A 318-nucleotide genomic window follows, 5' to 3' on the forward strand; every position below is an offset into this window, starting at 1 on the left:
GTCTGGTGGACATTTTCGTCGTTGTTGAGGGCGATTTTGTCGAAAAAATGTGGTACGAAGTATTACCTAGCGTTGCCCTTGTATACGCCTGTCTTGTTATTCCACCTCATGCCCAGTGGGCGATTAACTGGCTATGTTTTAATGGCAAGACTAAAGCCAGAAGATGGGAGGAACATCCACAGGACTTCAAAATCTACCTTAGGGACAGACGGATTACAGGCAGTGAATATAAACCAAGGGGGCTTGAAGCAATTTTGGATGCCAAGTAGAAAGAGATGCGTGGTCTCAGACATTGATATCTAGCTGCAACTTTTATCT

General features: G+C 44.3%; 1 protein-coding gene. It reads left to right on the top strand.

What is annotated here, in order from left to right:
- The coding region (locus tag L5849_RS15510) for an NADH dehydrogenase [ubiquinone] 1 alpha subcomplex subunit 1 (RefSeq protein WP_236926270.1) at window positions 1-269 on the top strand (269 nt) is incomplete at its 5' end.
- Window positions 270-318 lie beyond the last annotated feature (49 nt).

The sequence above is a fragment of the Erythrobacter sp. SN021 genome (assembly GCF_021864455.1).